The sequence below is a fragment of the Paraburkholderia sacchari genome, assembly GCF_000785435.2.
Lineage (GTDB): Bacteria > Pseudomonadota > Gammaproteobacteria > Burkholderiales > Burkholderiaceae > Paraburkholderia > Paraburkholderia sacchari.
Genome location: NZ_JTDB02000001.1, coordinates 852000 through 866035 on the forward strand (window position 1 = coordinate 852000; position 14036 = coordinate 866035).

Annotated in this window: 19 protein-coding genes; 9 read left to right on the forward strand and 10 right to left on the reverse strand. The window is 64.9% G+C overall.

Annotated elements, in window-relative coordinates; translation table 11 throughout:
* Positions 1 to 97: 97 nt before the first annotated feature.
* Together ku and NH14_RS03905 are read left to right on the forward strand one after the other, a co-directional pair.
* Positions 98 to 964: a non-homologous end joining protein Ku gene (gene ku, locus NH14_RS03900; protein WP_084225058.1), complete on the forward strand. Its 867-nt coding sequence runs from the start codon at positions 98 to 100 to the stop codon at positions 962 to 964.
* Between the two features lie 71 nt (positions 965 to 1035).
* Positions 1036 to 1857: a CHAD domain-containing protein gene (locus tag NH14_RS03905; protein WP_035521386.1), complete on the forward strand. Its 822-nt coding sequence runs from the start codon at positions 1036 to 1038 to the stop codon at positions 1855 to 1857.
* 83 nt (positions 1858 to 1940) lie between these two features.
* Here NH14_RS03905 and NH14_RS03910 read toward each other — a convergent pair whose 3' ends face one another.
* Positions 1941 to 2513: a DUF6496 domain-containing protein gene (locus NH14_RS03910; protein WP_035521385.1), complete on the reverse strand. Its 573-nt coding sequence runs from the start codon at positions 2511 to 2513 to the stop codon at positions 1941 to 1943.
* A gap of 150 nt (positions 2514 to 2663) precedes the next feature.
* Positions 2664 to 2915, reverse strand: coding sequence for a hypothetical protein (locus tag NH14_RS03915; protein ID WP_035521383.1), 252 nt, complete (start codon positions 2913 to 2915; stop codon positions 2664 to 2666).
* A 140-nt stretch (positions 2916 to 3055) separates the two neighbouring features.
* Between NH14_RS03915 and NH14_RS03920 the strand changes: the two genes are divergently transcribed.
* Positions 3056 to 3346, forward strand: a complete 291-nt coding sequence (locus tag NH14_RS03920) for a hypothetical protein (RefSeq protein WP_035521381.1) — start codon at positions 3056 to 3058, stop codon at positions 3344 to 3346.
* A gap of 21 nt (positions 3347 to 3367) precedes the next feature.
* Here the strand turns inward: NH14_RS03920 and NH14_RS03925 are convergent, their stop codons facing one another.
* Positions 3368 to 3574, reverse strand: a complete 207-nt coding sequence (locus NH14_RS03925; RefSeq protein WP_035521379.1) for a hypothetical protein — start codon at positions 3572 to 3574, stop codon at positions 3368 to 3370.
* A gap of 137 nt (positions 3575 to 3711) precedes the next feature.
* On the opposite strand from NH14_RS03925, the gene NH14_RS03930 reads away from it, so the two are divergent.
* Positions 3712 to 4689: an NADP-dependent oxidoreductase gene (locus NH14_RS03930; protein ID WP_052147743.1), complete on the forward strand. Its 978-nt coding sequence runs from the start codon at positions 3712 to 3714 to the stop codon at positions 4687 to 4689.
* Here the strand turns inward: NH14_RS03930 and NH14_RS03935 are convergent.
* Positions 4677 to 4829: a hypothetical protein gene (locus NH14_RS03935; RefSeq protein ID WP_167556470.1), complete on the reverse strand. Its 153-nt coding sequence runs from the start codon at positions 4827 to 4829 to the stop codon at positions 4677 to 4679. The genes NH14_RS03930 and NH14_RS03935 overlap by 13 nt on opposite strands.
* A gap of 178 nt (positions 4830 to 5007) precedes the next feature.
* On the opposite strand from NH14_RS03935, the gene NH14_RS03940 reads away from it, so the two are divergent.
* Positions 5008 to 6120 (forward strand): NAD(P)H-dependent flavin oxidoreductase, encoded by a 1113-nt coding sequence (locus NH14_RS03940; protein ID WP_035521374.1) that lies wholly within the window; start codon positions 5008 to 5010, stop codon positions 6118 to 6120.
* Positions 6121 to 6131: 11 nt separating this feature from the next.
* Here the strand turns inward: NH14_RS03940 and NH14_RS03945 are convergent, their stop codons facing one another.
* Genes NH14_RS03945 through NH14_RS03955 form a run of 3 tightly spaced genes read right to left on the reverse strand, consistent with a single transcriptional unit; the run spans position 6132 to position 8981 of the window.
* Complete coding sequence (locus NH14_RS03945) at positions 6132 to 7004, reverse strand: arylamine N-acetyltransferase family protein (RefSeq protein ID WP_244143456.1); 873 nt, start codon at positions 7002 to 7004, stop codon at positions 6132 to 6134.
* A gap of 19 nt (positions 7005 to 7023) precedes the next feature.
* A complete protein-coding gene (locus tag NH14_RS03950) occupies positions 7024 to 8343 on the reverse strand; it encodes a nucleotide disphospho-sugar-binding domain-containing protein (protein ID WP_052147742.1) in 1320 nt (439 codons plus the stop codon).
* A gap of 41 nt (positions 8344 to 8384) precedes the next feature.
* The gene (locus NH14_RS03955; RefSeq protein WP_035521370.1) at positions 8385 to 8981 is read right to left on the reverse strand and encodes a TetR/AcrR family transcriptional regulator; all 597 of its coding nucleotides are present in this window, start codon (positions 8979 to 8981) and stop codon (positions 8385 to 8387) included.
* 433 nt (positions 8982 to 9414) lie between these two features.
* Between NH14_RS03955 and NH14_RS03960 the strand changes: the two genes are divergently transcribed.
* A complete protein-coding gene (locus NH14_RS03960) occupies positions 9415 to 10098 on the forward strand; it encodes a response regulator (protein WP_052147796.1) in 684 nt (227 codons plus the stop codon).
* 185 nt (positions 10099 to 10283) lie between these two features.
* Here the strand turns inward: NH14_RS03960 and NH14_RS03965 are convergent, their stop codons facing one another.
* Positions 10284 to 10643: a hypothetical protein gene (locus NH14_RS03965; RefSeq protein WP_035521367.1), complete on the reverse strand. Its 360-nt coding sequence runs from the start codon at positions 10641 to 10643 to the stop codon at positions 10284 to 10286.
* Positions 10644 to 10902: 259 nt separating this feature from the next.
* Here NH14_RS03965 and NH14_RS03970 point away from each other — a divergent pair, with 259 nt between their 5' ends.
* The 3 genes from NH14_RS03970 (at position 10903) to NH14_RS03980 (ending at position 13460) form a co-directional block, all read left to right on the forward strand.
* The gene (locus NH14_RS03970) at positions 10903 to 11202 is read left to right on the forward strand and encodes a YXWGXW repeat-containing protein (protein WP_035521365.1); all 300 of its coding nucleotides are present in this window, start codon (positions 10903 to 10905) and stop codon (positions 11200 to 11202) included.
* 140 nt (positions 11203 to 11342) lie between these two features.
* Complete coding sequence (locus tag NH14_RS03975; RefSeq protein ID WP_035521363.1) at positions 11343 to 12632, forward strand: ATP-binding protein; 1290 nt, start codon at positions 11343 to 11345, stop codon at positions 12630 to 12632.
* Positions 12633 to 12869: 237 nt separating this feature from the next.
* Complete coding sequence (locus tag NH14_RS03980) at positions 12870 to 13460, forward strand: lipid-binding SYLF domain-containing protein (protein ID WP_035521361.1); 591 nt, start codon at positions 12870 to 12872, stop codon at positions 13458 to 13460.
* 14 nt (positions 13461 to 13474) lie between these two features.
* Here NH14_RS03980 and NH14_RS33825 read toward each other — a convergent pair whose 3' ends face one another.
* A complete protein-coding gene (locus tag NH14_RS33825; RefSeq protein ID WP_269151807.1) occupies positions 13475 to 13606 on the reverse strand; it encodes a hypothetical protein in 132 nt (43 codons plus the stop codon).
* A gap of 38 nt (positions 13607 to 13644) precedes the next feature.
* Positions 13645 to 13857, reverse strand: coding sequence for a hypothetical protein (locus NH14_RS03985; RefSeq protein WP_244143455.1), 213 nt, complete (start codon positions 13855 to 13857; stop codon positions 13645 to 13647).
* Between the last annotated feature and the right edge of the window lie 179 nt (positions 13858 to 14036).

Below are 14036 nucleotides of genomic sequence, written 5' to 3' on the forward strand. Positions count from 1 at the left end.
GCGCAGGCATCATGCCCGCGGCTGGCAGGGCGGGCAGAGAGTGGGCATCGCGTTTGCGAACCCGATGCAGGACACCGGACTCGTGGGAGGGGCGATCATGCCGCGTGCGATATGGAAGGGCGCCATCAGCTTCGGGCTCGTTTACATCCCGGTGGAGCTTTACCCAGCTACCCAGAGCGAGCACACCGGCTTCAACCTGCTCGACCGGCGCACCTTCGACCCGGTCGGCTATCAGCAGATCAACAAGCGCACGGGCAAGCCGATCGGTCGCGAGAATATCGTGCGCGGCTACGAGTACGAGAAGGGCGCCTATGTCGTGATGTCGGACGAGGAGATTCGCGCAGCGAGGCCGGAAGCGACGCAGACGGTGGACATTCTCGCCTTCGTCGACGCCGGGAAGATGTCGTTCGTCTATCTGGATACGCCCTATTGGCTGATGCCCGAGCGGCGCGCGGAAAAAAGCTACGCGCTACTGCGCGATGCGCTGGCCGAGAGCGGCAAGCTCGGCATCGCCAGCGTGGTGATGCACAGCCGGCAGCATCTCGCCGCCGTGGTGGCGGCGGGGCCGGCTCTCGCACTGGAGACCTTGCGATGGTCCACGGAGGTCCGTGAGCTCGACAAGTCGCATCCGTTTCCGCCGAGCGCGAAAAGCGCGGGCGTGAGCGCGGGCGAACTGGAGATGGCGCGCAAGCTCATCGACGACATGAGCGCCGAGTGGGAGCCGGACAGCTATCGCGACACATTCCGCAGCGCGCTGGTCGAACTGGCCCAACGCAAGGTGAGCGAAGGGAAGGCGCGCGAGCTCACGCGTATCGAAGCGCCCGAGCCCGAACGGCGCGGCGCCGATATCGTGGATCTTGCAGATCTGCTCAAGCGCAGCCTCGGCAAACGCACGGGCACGAGCAACAACGTTGGAGCAAAGCCGGGCAAGCCGCCTGCGAAGCGCGGCCGCCGGGCCGCGTAGAGCCGCGACGGCTGCGCGCGCCGCGCAGGTTCAAGGCAGGTTCAATATCGGAGCACCCATGGAAATCGACGATGACAGGCAAACCCCGTAAATGGAAAGTCCTCGATGCCGCCCAGCCGCGCTTCTCGGGATACGCCAAACCGCTCGTCAGCGAGGCGCTCACGCGCGCGGCGCGGCTCGATGAGAACCAGGACGACTATCACGAGCTGAGGGTCGCATTGCGCAGGCTTCGCACGTTGTTGTGGGCGTGGCGGCCGCTGTTCGGACGCGACCTCGACGAACCCGGGCCCGCCTCGCTCAAGCGCATGGCGGCCGTGGCGGGCGAGGCGCGCAACTGGGATATTGCAGCGGGCCTGCTTGGGCAGCGCTGCGAGGGCAAGACCGCCGACCGCCTTGCGGCGGCGCGCGACGAGGCGCGCGAGGCGGCGCGCCGGGTCCTCGCCGGGAGCGCCTTCCGGCACACGCTGCTTGAAACGCTGCGGCGCGCGAACCGGTTGCTGAACGCGTCGCCGCGCGGTGTTCCCATGAAGCGTTTCGTGCGCGGGCGCGTCGAATCGGCTGATCGCACGCTGGACAAACGCATGCGTCGCGCGAAAAAGTCCGGGCGGCGCGATTACGCTGCCTTGCATACCGTGCGCAAGCGCGCAAAACGGTTGCGCTATCTGATCGAATTTTTCGGCCCCGACTTGCCGCGCCGCCGGTGCAGGCGCATGAAGCAATTGAAGAAAATTCAGGATCGGTTCGGTATTCTCAACGATGTCGTGAGCGCCGAACAACTGCTCGCACACCATCGTGAGATTTTCGAGGCGGACGGGAGCGCGGATGCCGCGCTGGCGTCGCTCGCAAAGGCGCGCAAGCGCCGCCGGCGCGCGGCAATGAAACTGCTAGCGTGAGCGTGCTTGCGTGAGCGCCGGGATGTGCCGCCGTCCGCGTGGCGCCGCACAGGGATGAGGTGGCGGCGCCCGCACAAAACGCACTAGCGTTGCGCGTGCCGCGCCCTTGCCGCGCGCGTTTGCGCCGCTTTTTTGGCCGCTGCCGAGCGCCCGGCTGCGCCCTTCGTTTGCGCCGCCTTCTTCGCCGCTTCCGAGCGGCTCCTCGCGCCCTTGGTCTGGGCGGCTTGGCGAGCAGCCGCGGACCGGCTCGCTGGCGAGCGCCGCGATGCCGCGTTCTTCGCCTGCTTGGACATGGCTTGCGGCGATGCGCCCTCACTACTTTCGCGCTGCAACACGGCCGTCGTGGTACGCGAGCGCCGGGATTTCGATTCGGTGCTGACGCGGGTCACTTTATTTTCGCCGCGTGCGATGTCCTGCCTGGCCTTCTTGCGGGTTGCCTCGCTCGTCTTGCCTTTTGCGGGCGGCGGCAGATCGACGCCGGCTCGCCGCGCCTTCGACAAGCCGATTGCAATCGCCTGCTTCGCGGAGCGCACGCCATGCTTGCCGGCGCGGACACGATCGACCTCTTCCTTGACGAATTCACCCGCCTGCGTGCTGGGAGATTTGCCGGCGCGCTTGTCAGCCTGCGCTCGCTCGATGGTTTTCCGTTCGGGCATGGTCGCTCTCCTGTGTAAATGCATCCACTTTCATCCGCGCAACGTTTATGCCGGGCATTGGTGGGGCATTGGTGGGGCATTAGCGCGGGCCATTAGCGGGGGCATTCGGCCTCATTCGGGCTGAAGGAAAAGCTGACTCGCGCAGTGAATTTATTTCGCCTTCGCCGCGCTCGCGGGCACCTCGCGGGACATGTTGTCGTGCGTGGGCTTCGTGGGTTTTTTAATGGGCATGTTGTCGGGGTTGGTCGTGCTCGCGGCGCCTGATGCACCGGCGGGCGGTTTCACCATCGACGGGGGCTGTCGCTGGTCCTTCGTCTGCGCCTGCGTCAGTGGGGAAAAACCTGCGGCGCTCAGCAATGCAAGCGTGATTGCGGCCCATGCCCGGGCAAGGGGCGTGCTCATACGTTTCTCCGCTTCGGCATTCCGCACGCTTGATGCGCGAATCGCGTGCCCGGGCGGCCAGGCGTCCAATCCGGTTCGGCACGAGGCGTGCGCACGAGCCGGTGCATCGGACAACCATCTTGGGGAAGAGGAGGTCTGCCATGAACGCTCGGCCACATTACCAGCTCAACATCTGCCGAGGTGATTTCCGGCGCGTCTGCGAACGCTTTCTCGAATGGAAGCATGAACCGCTCGTTTATCGCCCGGGACATACGATGTTCGAGGGACGCGACGCGGTTCATCTGCTGTCGAAACGACGCTACGAAGACGCCGAGCAGGCGCGCAAAGCGTTGCAGAACGCCTGCCGCCCCGACGATTCCTATGCTCTCGCAGCCGAAGTGGGCGACGGCGAAAACGACATGTGGATCGTGATGGCGGCGTACACGGAATAGCGGACCAGGCTTCGCGCGGGCTCAGCGCGTTTTTCCTCCGCCGTCCAGCCCCGCGCCCTTGCGCCAGACTTCCTTGCCGCGCTGGGAGAGTTCGCCGCTGCTATGGCTGCGGTCCGGTTCGGTATCGGGCACGGCCATCTCGCCACCGGGCGGTTCCTGCGAACGTTGCCTCGAGCGCTTGCGTATCGCCACGCGTTCGTCCTGCGAGCGTCCAGCGTATTCACTCATAGCGTGCCTCCATGGGTGGCGTTGACATAGGTCTGGATACCGCATCGCGCGTACCCGGCATGCGGCGGACGCGGCGGGAATGGGCATGCCCGATGCGCCCGCGGCATGCGCTTGCTTTCCGAACGTCTGGAGGAGCCATGGAACCGGTGCGAAATGGGTTAGGGTTACCCGAAACGATGCGCGCGTGGCGCGCCACGCGCTTTGGCGGGCTTGACGCGCTCGCATGCGAGAGCGCGCCGGTGCCGCTGCTATACGGCGACGAAGTGCTGGTCGAAGTGCAGGCCGCCGCGCTGAATCCCGTGGACCTCAAGACGCTGCACGGGCGCTACCCGGCCGTCGCGCAGCACGACTTGCCGTTCACGCTGGGGCGCGACGTTGCTGGCGTGATCGCGCAAGGCTCGCGGCGCGCGGCGGGTTGGGAACCCGGCATGCGCGTGTGCGCATTCGTGGGGCAGGGGCCGGGCGCACTGGCCGACTATGTGGCGGTTAGCGCAAGCGCGCTTGCGAACGCGCCGCGCGCCGGCGTCGATACGGCGGCGGCCTTGCCGCTCGCCGCGCTCACGGCGTGGCAGGGGCTCTTCGATTACGGCAAGCTGGAGCGCGGCGAACGCGTGCTGATCCACGGCGCGAGCGGCGCGGTGGGGCGCTTCGCGGTGCAGTTCGCGCGGCACTGCGGCGCGCACGTGATCGCGACGGCATCGGCTTCTACGCACGGGGTATTGCGCGCAATGGGCGCGGCCGAGACGATCGATTACCAGTACGAGGATTTCGAGGACCGCGCGGGCGAGGTCGATCTCGTGTTCGATCTTGTGGGCGGCGTGGTGCAGGTGCGTTCGTGGAGCGTTTTGAAGCACGGCGGCACGATGGTGTCGGCGCTCGACGAGCCTTCGCAGATCGACGCCGCTGCGCGCGGCGCGTGCGCCACGCGGTTTACGGCGCGCCCCGATGGCGCGCAGCTCGAACATATCGTTGCGCTGCTCGATCAGGGGGCGATCAAGGTTGAGGTCGTGTCGCGCTTCAATTTCGGCGACGCGCGCGATGCGTTCGAGCAGGTCGAGCGCGGGCATCCGCACGGCAAGGTGGTCGTTATGGTCGAGTGGCATCAGCCGGTGTGAAGGCGCGCCGCCTTCGAGGGCGGGTCGCCTTCTGGCAGCGGCGGTGGTTCGTCGTCCGGGCGCGGCGGCGGCGGGGGCGAGCGTTCGGGGTCGTCCACCGGGTCGGTTGGCGGCAGATGGAATGATGGCGTCCTGGTCATGGCGTTTCCTCGCGAATTCCGGCTGGATCGTGCGCCGGGTCAGTCAAGGTGGCCGCATCGGCCGTGCCGGCTTGAAACGGTTTGGGTTGCATCGATGCCGGCGCTTTCGCGGTACTTCGCGTAGCATGGGCGCTGTTTCGCTGCCGACCGGAGGACCTCCACGCTGGGGGAAAACGACATGAGCACTCAATCGAACCACCACGCGGACCATCGCGCATTGCTGCGCCTGCTCGGCGTGCGCACGCCCATCATTCAGGCGCCGATGGCCGGCGTCAGCACGCCCGCGCTGGCGGCCGCCGTATCGAACGCAGGCGGGCTCGGCTCGCTGGGCGTTGGCGCGACGAACGCCGGCGGCGCGCGCAAGATGATCCGCGACACGCGCGCATTGACCGGCAAGCCGTTCAACATCAACGTGTTCTGCCATCGCCCGGCCGTGGCGAATGCGGCGGTCGAACGCGCGTGGCTCGACTGGCTCGCGCCGGTGTTCGCGCAGTACGGCGCGACGCCGCCCGAAACGCTCTCGGAGATCTATACGAGCTTCGTCGTCGACGAGGCCATGCAGCAGATGCTCGTCGAAGAAAAGCCGGCCGTCGTCAGTTTCCATTTCGGGTTGCCGCCGGCGGAAGTCATCTCCGACCTGAAGCGCGCCGGCATCACGCTGCTCGCGAGCGCCACGAATCTCGAGGAAGCCACCCAGCTCGCGGACGCGGGCGTCGATGCGATCGTGGCGCAGGGGATCGAGGCGGGCGGCCATCGCGGCGTGTTCGATCCCGATGCCGGCGACGATCGCCTCGGCACGTTCGCGCTCACGCGTCTCATCGTCAGCGAAGGGCGGCTGCCCGTTATCGCGGCAGGCGGGATCATGGATGGCGCGGGCATTGCGGCGGCGCTCGCACTGGGCGCGCAGGCCGTGCAGCTCGGTACCGCGTTTGTCGCGTGCCCGGAAACGTCGATCGACGACGGCTATCGACGTGCGCTGCTTGGCGCAGCCGCGCGTCACACGACGTTCACCGCCGCGATTTCCGGACGGACCGCGCGTGCAATGGCAAATAAATTCACCGCGCTCGGCGACGATCCGCGCGCGCCGCAAATACCCGCGTATCCGATCACCTACGACGCCGGCAAGGCGCTGCACGCCGCGGCGAAGGCGCAGGGCGAGTTTGGCTTCGGCGCGCAATGGGCGGGGCAGGCCGCGGCGCTCGCACGCTCGCTGCCGGCCGCCGAATTGTTCGCGCAACTGGAGCGCGAAACGCGAGAGAGCATCGAGCGGATGCAGGCGCTTTCGTTTTGATGCGGCTGTGATCAGTTGCACATCTGGATCTTCTCCCAGACGCGGCCGGCCTCGGGAATGTCGAGCTGGAAAATCGTGTCGAACGTGTCCGCGAGATGGTCCGCGCTCGTGATGCGCTGTTCGCTGACGCTGTCTGCCGTCACGCTGCACAGGCAATCGTTCTTCAGGGCGACATAGCCATCCGCGGTATGCCGCAGGATCGCCAGCGCGTTGGTGAACGGCGAGCCGGGATCCTGCATCAGCCAGCCAAGCGTAGCGGCTATGGCGGCCTCGTCGCTGTGATCGGGCCGGAAATCGAAGCTGTGCGCAAGGCCGTTCGCATGGTTGTTGAAGCGCAGCCAGCCGTCGTCGGTCGGCAGGATCGAAAAATCGAACCCGCGCTGGCTGATCGGCCCTGGGGCAAGCGGTACCGGTTCGACGATGGCGTCCGCGAGGCCCACCTCGGCAAGGTACGGCCTGTCGAGATCGACACGCAGCGTCAGATGGTTGCCGATGGCGATGTCGCCCATGATCTCCCGATTGACGCCGCTGCACAGGCGAGTCACGCGAAAGCCGAGCGCGGCGAGCGCCGCGCCGAACAGGCCGTTCATTTCATAGCACCAGCCGCCGCGCCGGCCTTCCACCATTTTGGCGAAGGCGGAGGCTGGGGCGATCGACGATGGCCATCCCATGAACGCATCGAGCGCCTCCCAGGTGAACGTCATCAGATGAGCGCGGTGAAGTTTCGACAGGCTCTCGAGGTCGAGGGAAACCGGCCGGTCGACACCGATTTTCGCGAGCCACGCGTCCAGTTGGCCGGGCGTCAGGGCCATGCCATTGTCGCTTGAAAAGGCGTTTGCCATTTTTCGGTCTCCTGCTGATGGACGGTTTTCGACGGTTCCCACCGCGATCAACGGATGCCGATCACGTGATGGAAAGGGCGCTTTGGGAGGACTTCAGTACGAAGTCCTCAATTTCGGCGACGAGCCGCGCAGGCCCCGGGCCTTCTGCAGCGATGGCACGCCCGAGCGCCGTCGCCCGCTCGGCGAAGCCGGGCTCGGACAGGACGCGCCGCACGGCCTCGCCGACCATTCGCGGCGGTGCTGAAGGATCGAGGCGCAGGCCCGCACCGTGATAGTCCACCCGCGCGGCATTGTCGTTCTGGTCACGCCCCATCGGGAGAACGACGAGAGGGACGCCATAGTGCAGCGCTCGCATGATCGTGCCGTGCCCGCCGTGGGTGACGACGGCGCGGGCCTGGATCAGGATGTCATCGTGCGCTGCGTTGGGAAGAATGGTGACATTCGCCGGCGCTTGAAGGCGGAGCCCCTCGAGTGCTTTGCCGAGAGTGACGACCATCTCCACCGGTTCTCCGGCCACGCCGGCTATCACCCGCTGGAGCACATCGGCTTGCCCCTGATTGGTTGTGCTGAACGATACGAGCACGAGCGGCCGCATCCCGCGCGCTGGCGGGATCGTCCAGCGTTCGCGGGCCCAACCCGGCATCTCCAGCAGCGGTCCGACGTAGCGCACAGGATCCGGCAGGCGCTCGGCGGGGAAATCGAAGCGGCTGCTGGTGGCAAGGAGATGGCGGCCGGCGCTCAAGCGCTGTTCGGGGACATGGGCCAGCGGTGCGAGGCCGAAATGCGCGCGGGCGGCATTAAGGCGAGGCAGGAAAACATCCCATCCTTGCTCGGCCATGGCGCAAGCCTCTGCGTCGCGCGCTCTGTCCGCCGCCGAGCGCGCGGGTTGAAAGCCCGGACCGAACGGCGGATGTCCGGGAAGCGGCCAGAGCGAGATGTTGCTTGCGAGCAGGGCCGTTGGAATCTTCGCCACTTCTCCTGCGAGCATGCTGCCGAACAGCAGATCCGAGCCGAGCAGGATATCGGCCGGCTCGGTTGCCAGCGCATCGAGAATATCCTCGGCATAGGATTGCGCGGGCCCGACGAAGATCCGTTCGCACGCTCGCTGGAAGCAGGTCAGCGGATCGGCGTTTTCCCAGTCGCGCAAGAAGCAGCTTTCGGATGAGCGGTCCGGACGGTTCGGGGCGCGCTTCCATGGCAGGAATCGGGCGCCGGCCTCGATCGCTTCCGCGCTCATGGTGTCGTCGGCGATCAGGCGCACGTCGTGGCCCCGGCCGGCGAGGGCGCGCACGGCCGCGAGCGTCGGCGGCACGTTGCCGCCGCCTTCCCAGCAGACTGCCAGGATGCGCAGATGCGGCCCCGCATGGGTCGTCTTTATCATCGCCTTGTTCCTTTCTCGCAGGAGAGCGGATGGAGACCGGATCAGTTCGCGTTGTCCTCGCGCAGCAGGCGCTCGATCGCCTGCGTCATCAGCCGGTGAGTCTTTGCCGCCGAATGCCCCTGTGCCCGCCGCAGCAGATGCCAGATCCAGACATCGGTCTGGGCCAGCAACTGCGCGAGCCGGTCCTTGCGGGCCTGGCCGTCGAGCTTGTCGAGCCAGGGCCCGAACATGTCCTCGATCCATTCGCGGTGACCTTTGCGTCCGCGATCGAGGACAGCCGCGAATTCGGGAATGCGCGCCTCCTGCCCGAGCGTGCGCACGATGATGTCGCCAGTGCGTTCATAGTCGGCCGTGAGGAGCGCGACGATGTCGGCCACGCTTGCTACGGGCGCGCCCCAGCGCTGGGCGCGGATCGAAGCATCCATCTGTGCCGCCATGGCGCTGAGCACGCCGGTCTTGCTGCCGAAACGCCGTATCACGGTTTGGCGCGTGGTGCCGGCCGCTGCGGCGATGTCGTCGAGCGTGATCTCGTCGAACCAGCGCGCTGCGAGAAGCGCGAACAAGGCGTCGACGATCTGCTGCTCGGTATCCTGAACCGCGTTGGCGCGCGCCGATTGGCGATAGGCTCGCGGAGACATGGCGTTGTTCCTCAATTTGATGTTACTCACGGTAACGCGAAATTGAGGAGATGTCACCACGGGTTTACGATGGAGCCGGGCAGTCGGCATGACATAACTTGACATCTATTTCTAACGATTCCGTAACCTGCCAGCCGGAGCCAGCGCCTACACTTGCGTTCCCGGCGGGGCCTGAATCGTGGCCTCGTCATTCGTGAAGAGAAGATGAAACGCATTTGTCTGATGTTGGCCGCCGCATTGATGGCTGCTTCCGCGTACGCGCGTGCGACACCGCGCGGCGTCGAGATCTACACTCGAATTCATCTCCGATATTGAAAGCGTCCCGAACATGCCACCACACGACCCGGCCGACAAAGATGCACAGAATCCGGCGCTGAATCAGGCACCCCGAGGCCGTATTCTCGTGCTCGACGACGATCTCGAGATCCGCAATATGCTGCAGCGCTTCTTGACCGCGCAAGGTTTCGACGTGCGCGCGGCGAGGGACAGCAACCAGTTCGATACGTTTTTGGAGCGGCATCCGTTCGACCTGGTGATTCTCGACATCATGATGCCCGGCGAAGACGGACTGTCTATTTGCAGACGCCTGCGCAGCCAGGGGCAGATGATCCCCATTCTGATGCTGACCGCGCGCGGCGACCCGATCGACCGCGTTGTCGGACTGGAAATGGGCGCCGACGATTATCTCGGCAAGCCGTTTTTGCCGAGCGAGCTGGTCGCGCGCGTGCGCGCGATGCTGCGTCGCCAGCAGGTGTTTGCGCGCCAGCATGGCGCGTTGGGCAGTATGGCGGGCGATGATGAAAAGCCTGTGCTCCGCATTGGGGACTATCTGCTCAAGCCTCATCTTCAGGAGCTGATGCTGGCGGGCGCGCAGGTCGAAGTTGGCGCGGCGGAAATGCGGCTGCTGTGCGCGCTGGCCGAAACGCCGAACCGGCCGGTCAGCCGCGAGAATCTGATCGAGCGCGCGCACGGGCGGCACTATGAGGCGAACGCGCGCAGCATTGATGTACAGGTGCTGCGTCTGCGCAAGATTATCGAGGCGGATGCTTCTTCGCCTCGCCATATCCGCACGGTGTGGGGTGTCGGTTATATGCTTGTTGCGAAGCTTGAGGTGTGAAGGCGTTATTGTTGGGTATCAATTACTTTTACCAATCATTTTCAAATGAAGGGTTTCTTGTTCATATTGCGTCGGTGCGCATTGTGAATCTCAATCTGAATCTCAATCTAATTGGTTGCCGCACGACCGGACCCGCATCGCGCGGGTCTTTTTTTGCCCGCGCCGCCGCGCTATGCCACCCACGCTCAGATCTGCTCGGTTGCGCGCAGGATGGCCGCACTGCGGGGCGGGTATTTATCGAGGCACGCACCCAACTGGCTAGCCATATTGCCCAATGCGTCGATGAAGATGCCGGACGATCGGCCATACCGTTTTGCGAGCAAGGCAAGATCCAGCAGACCCGCATAGGTTGGGGCGCATTGCGACGGCAACGCTTCGGTTGGCGCGGGCAGGTCGGGCAGGGCCGGCACAAGCAAGGGCGATGGCTTCGCGGTGATAGACCACGGGGCTTGCGGCGGCGCACAGCCAGCGAGCATCGCTGCTGCGGCGGCGATTGCCAACGCACGGGAGATCTGGCGAGTCACGATTTCAAAGGCGTATTGCATCGGAAGACCTGGTGTTTCGAGGCATGTCGTCCGTACGGCTCGACACGGTTTCGAGCGGCCGGCGCGTCAAACGAAGCACACCAGGCCGGCGAAACATGCATGGCACTCTAACCGGCCATTGGATGACGATCTGTTGGAAACTTGTGTCACGAAGTTGCAATCCGCGCGATGTAACCGGATGACATGACTCGTTGCACGCTGTATTGATGCGAGCGCTTATATTGCGTGCCGGTCTTGATCGAAGAAAGAGTAACTTCGCATGAAAAAACTGGATTTCATTCGCGCGGGCGCGGCGGTGCTGGCGGTGCTTTACGCGGCGGCAGTATTCTCACAGACGGTCGTGATTGCGACTGCGCCCCCTCCGCCGCTTCGCTACGAAGCGGTGCCGGTTGCGCGGCCCGGCTATGTCTGGGACCCCGGCCACTGGATATGGCGGGCGGGTGCGTATGCCTGGGTGCCCGGGCATTGGCTGGTCGTGCGGACCGGTTATCGCTGGATTCCGGGGCACTGGGTCGCGCAGCGCGGGACCTGGTACTGGGTGCCCGGTCACTGGGCTTGAGCGCGCGGTGCAATGATTGTTGCAATGGCCGCCATGGATAATGGCCTCGCTGCGTTGTATAACCTCGGATCAATCCACGACCCGGCTGGCGGCATTGCATCGGGTCTTGGTTCACCGCCTGGCATTCATTGGGGAGGACCATGTTCGGCTGGTATCGCTCGTTACTGGTGCGTAACGTGCTGGCGCTGATCGTGCTGGTGCTGGCCAGTCAGATCTTTGCGGGCACCGTGTATGTGTTCTTCGTTCAGCGTCCGCGCATCGACGAAGCGGCTTCGCTCGTCGCGACGCAAATCCGCACGGTGAGCCGGCTGCTCGCCACGCTGCCGCCGGCGGTGCGGGAGCAGCAGCTTCTGGCGATCAACGGTGTTTCGCAAAGCGAGGTGCCTCGCGCGAGCGCCACCGACTCGCAGCCGCAGGGCCTGGCGGCCCGGTATTTCGTTGCGCGGATGGCGAGCGAACTGGGCGCGGGCGAGCAGATGCGCTTCGAGCGCGGCGGCGCGCAACGCGTCTGGGTCCGCCTGCAGGTGGATGACGCGTATTATTGGATGCTGCTGGCGGGGGCGCCGCACGCGATTCCGGGCCTGCCGTGGACGTTGATCAGTCTGCTGCTGTGTATCGCCACGGTGCCGCCTCTCGTGGCGTTCCTGATACACCGTCCGGTCGAACGGCTGCTGATGCGTCTCGCGCGTTCGGCCGAGACGATCGAGCAGGGCGCGTGGCCCGAGGCGGTGCCCGTAGGAGGCGCGCACGAGCTGGCGATGGTTGCGGATGCATTCAATCGCATGGCTGCGTCGCTTCAGGAACTGGAGACGACTCGCGCGCAGATGCTGGCGGGCATCTCTCACGACATCCGCACGCCGCTCACGAAGCTGCGCATGGTGCTGCTGGCGCCCGAGTCCGTCGAAGCGCCGGCCGACAGCGCCGAACGTTACGTCGAGGAAATCGACTTGATCGTGCAGCAGTTCATCGACTTCGCGCGCGGTTGGGACAGCGAACCCGCGCGGCGCGGCGACCTCAATGCGTTGATCGAGCGTCTCGCTGCCGACTATGTCGGGCTCGAGTATGTCTTCGATTTGTCGCTGGAGGCGCTGCCCGAGTTTTCGTTCCGGCCCACCGGGATGCAGCGCTTGTTGATGAACCTGATGCATAACGCAGCCGTACACGGCCGAGTCGGGCTTGCGGTCAGGACGCGGATGGCGGGCGGATACGTGATCATCGACGTGGAGGACCAGGGCCCCGGCGTGCCGGTGGAACTGTTGCCGTTGATGAAGCAGCCGTTCAGGCGGGGGCCGCAGAGCGATCAGCGCGGCGGTTCGGGGCTCGGTCTGGCTATTGCGGACCGGATTGCGACGCAGCATGACGGTGCGCTCGATCTGTTGCCGAACCGGCCGCATGGCCTCGTGGCGCGCGTGCGCTTGCCGCTTCGCTGAACGCGTGACGTAGCGGTGTTGCGCAACGTCTCCATCAATTAATTTGTACTGCCAGGCAAATCGGGCGCGGGTCCAATCACAAACCGCGCCGCACGATTCTGACATGCGTTGAAACAAGTTTTGAGCAGCTTGTAATGCCGCATGCCGGTAAATTGAGTTCGAAGGCGCTGCCAGCCGCGTTGTTCCGCGTGCAACGAGCGCCACTCTTTACCGTGTTCATCGAAGTCAGAATCAAAGATGTCTTTTAAAGTCATGCGCCTGGCCGCAGTGCTTTCGGGCCTGTTCGTGGGTGGTTATTTCAGTTTGGGTGCGCAGGCCGCTTCCTCCTCTTCATCATCTTCGGCCAGTGACGCGTCTCACGCGAAGCTCGAGCAAGATGCGCGCGCGGCGCTGGCGCGGCTATATTCGAGCACGCCTCGCGCCAAAGCGTTGGGTGCCCATTCCGTTGCAATCCTGGTCTTTCCGGACATCCTGAAAGCGGGGCTGATGTTCGGCGGCGCAGGCGGCAATGGCGTGCTGTTTTCACGCGCGGGAAAGGTGCTCGGTTACTACAACACGAGCGCACTTTCGTATGGGCTTCAAGCCGGCGCGCAGAGCTTTTCCGAAGCGATGTTCCTCACGAAGGCTGATGCAATGCGCTACCTCGATAGCAGCGCTGGCTGGTCGATTGGCGGCGGCCCGAGCGTGGTTCTCGCGGACTCTGGCATGGGGCGGGACCTTTCCACGACGACCCTGCGTCCGGATGTTTATGCGTTCATCTTCGGGCAGACCGGGCTCATGGCGGGCCTGGGCGTGCAGGGCCAGAAAATCACGCGGCTCGGTTCGTGACGCGCAACCCGGCATCACAGGATCACGAGCCATGCCAATTTTCGGAACACGATTGAGCCGTGCACCGCAACGGCATCTGGAACGACCTTTGCAGCGGCGGAATCGGCCGTCTTATGAAGCTCTCGAAACAATTCGAAGGCGCTCACAAGGCCTCTTCTTTACCGCATTAGATGCATCAGGCATATCAGGCGTATGTGGAACCGCTGTCCGCTGGCGAGTCGCCGAGCAGGTCGCGCAGCGCGTGCAGTCGCTGCCGGTCCAGCGGCGACAGTCTCGGTTTTTCGAGCAGATTCTCGATCTGCGAGATCCAGTACTCACGACGGATCAGCCGGGGGCGGCGAATCAGGGCGTCCAGCACCTTTTCCAGTTGCCCGATTTCTGTTTTCACGATGTCCACATGCACCTCCTGGTTGGCGCAAACGTTTGCGCTTTCATGTCCATGCTTGGGCAACAGCCTGGCCGTAACGAACAAGTCATCTGGCGAGGTATTACGGCGCTGTCCATGATTTCTTTAGGGGGACCTTCTTCTATTGCATGAAGACGCAATGGCCTGGACACATCGGCCACGCAAGCGAT